This is a genomic window from Cellulomonas citrea, assembly GCF_009829685.1.
Classification (GTDB): Bacteria; Actinomycetota; Actinomycetes; order Actinomycetales; family Cellulomonadaceae; genus Cellulomonas; species Cellulomonas citrea.
The window spans coordinates 1-2,390 of sequence record NZ_VWSD01000253.1 but is presented as its reverse complement, the minus strand read 5'-3'; the positions used below and the strand labels follow the sequence as shown (position 1 = coordinate 2,390).

General features: G+C 75.8%; 2 protein-coding genes. Both read right to left on the bottom strand.

Going from position 1 to position 2,390, the window contains the following annotated elements; genetic code table 11:
• On the bottom strand, positions 1–1,248 hold a 1,248-nt coding region (locus tag F2B26_RS15815; RefSeq protein ID WP_159810984.1), incomplete at its 3' end, for a DEAD/DEAH box helicase.
• 196 nt (positions 1,249–1,444) lie between these two features.
• Positions 1,445–2,308 (bottom strand): biotin--[acetyl-CoA-carboxylase] ligase, encoded by an 864-nt coding sequence (locus F2B26_RS15810; protein ID WP_235929717.1) that lies wholly within the window; start codon positions 2,306–2,308, stop codon positions 1,445–1,447.
• Positions 2,309–2,390: the final 82 nt, after the last annotated feature.

Below are 2,390 nucleotides of genomic sequence, written 5' to 3'. Positions count from 1 at the left end.
GGACCCCGCACCACCACGACCGCTGCGCGCGGCGGCCGGACGCTGCTCGGCGACCTCGACCACCGGGCCACTGATCCGCGGCGCCCGCTCGCCCACGAGGCGCTGCACGACGGGGCTGGCGGCGGTCACCTCGACCGGGGTGGCCCTGATGGCCGCGGCGCGCAGCATCTGGTGCACCTCACGCCGCTGCTCGGGCAGCACGAGCGTGACCACGGTGCCCGCGGCTCCGGCCCGGGCCGTGCGGCCCGAACGGTGCAGGTACGACTTGTGCTCGGTCGGCGGGTCGACGTGCACGACGAGCGCGACATCGTCCACGTGCACCCCGCGGGCGGCGACATCGGTAGCGACGAGCACGCGGGCCCGGCCGTCGCGCAGCGCGGCGAGGTTGCGGTCGCGCGCCGCCTGCGACAGGTTGCCCTGCAGGTCGACCGCGGCGATGCCGTCGGCGACGAGCGCCTTGGCGAGCTTCTTGGCCACGTGCTTGGTCCGCACGAACAGGATGCGCGGGCCGGTGCCGGAGGCCAGGGCGTGCACGACGTCACGCTTGACGTCGGCGCCGGACACGGTGAGCACCTCGTGCACCATCTGGTCGACGTGGCTGGACGCGTCGTCCACGGCATGCGTGACCGGGGCGTGCAGGAACGCGCGCACGATGCGGTCGACCCCGTTGTCCAGCGTGGCCGAGAACAGCATCCGCTGACCGGCGGCCGGGGTGGCCTTGAGGATGCGCGTGACCGTGGGCAGGAAGCCCAGGTCGGCCATGTGGTCGGCCTCGTCGAGCACCGTGACGATGACCGAGTCGAGCTGCGCGTGCTTCTGGTGCATGAGGTCCTCGAGGCGGCCCGGGCAGGCCACGACGATGTCGACCCCGGCGGCCAGCGCGGTGACCTGGCGGTGCTGGGAGACGCCACCGAAGATCGTCGTCACCTCGAGGCCCACGGCGTGCGCGAGCGGGGCGATGACGTCGGCGATCTGGGTGGCCAGCTCGCGGGTCGGCGCCAGCACCAGACCGCGCGGGTGGCCGGGACGGCGACGGCCGGTGCGGTCGGCGGCGATCCGCGCGACCAGCGGCAGCGCGAACGCCAGCGTCTTGCCGGAGCCGGTGCGGCCGCGACCGAGCACGTCACGCCCGTCGAGGGTGTCGGGCAGCGTGTCGCGCTGGATGGGGAACGGTGCGTCGATCCCGGACGCGGTGAGCACGTCCACGAGCGGTGCGGGCACGCCGAGAGCGGCGAAAGAGGAAGCCATGGGTGGGTGAGGACCTTCGGTCAGTGGGGCGCGCGCAGCGGGCGCCCAGGGGCGAGCGTGCCGGTCGGCACGTCGTTCGCCGCCAAATGGGATCCCTGGTGCAGATCGCACGGCCCGCCGACCGTGACCGGTCGGGGGGCGGGGAACGCGTTCGTCGACGCCGGCGCGTGATGCGCCGAGGCAAGAGTACCCCGAGTCAGTCGACGGGGCGCAGATGGGTGACGTCGCCGGCCCGGATCACGTGCTCGGCGCCGTCCTCGCCGGCCACGACGAGAGCACCGTCGCCGGCGAGCCGCTCAGCCCGTCCGACGAGCGCCGCACCGCCCGGCAGCTCCACCCGCACCCGGGAGCCGAGGGTCGCGCAGACCGCCGCGACCTCGTCCGCCAACCCGCTCTCCCCCGCCTGCCCGCCGCCGGTCTGCCACCGCTCGGACAGCTCGGCCAGGGCCGAGACGAGCGCCACGAGCAGCACCTCCCGGTCCACCCCGCGGGCGCCGGCCAGCACGAGCGAGGTCGCGGTCGGCACCGGCAGCGCGGCGGCGTCCTGCGAGACGTTGACACCGATGCCGACGGCCACCGCCAGCTCGTCGGGCAGCGCGACCGCGTCGCACAGCACACCGGCGACCTTGCGCTGCCCGCCCCAGCCGGGCAACGACGGCACACCGGGCGGGGCGACGAGCACGTCGTTCGGCCACTTGAGCCGGGCCGGCACGCCGGCGGTGGCCTGCAGGGCCCGCACCACACCGAGCCCGGCGATGAGCGGCAACCAGCCCAGCCCCTCTCCCGTCGGCCCCGGACGTACCACGAAGGTGCAGGTCAACGACGTGTGGGCGGGGGTCTGCCAGGTGCGCCCGGTCCGGCCCCGGCCGGCCTCCTGGTGCTCGGCGACCAGCAGCGTGCCGCCCGGCCACAGCTCGGGCGTCGTCCGCAGCCCCGCGACCACGTCGTCGTTGGTCGACCCGGTCCGGTCCACCACCTCCAGCCGGGCGAGCGGACCGGCGGGGGCCAGCAGCAGCGCACGCAACGTGGAGGCGCGCAGGGCGGGAGCGTCGGCGGTCACCACCCCATCCTCGCGGGCGCACGGCCCGGAGGGGAACCCGGGCGGGCCGCGGGCGGCTGCACGGGGCGGGAGCCGCGCCCGG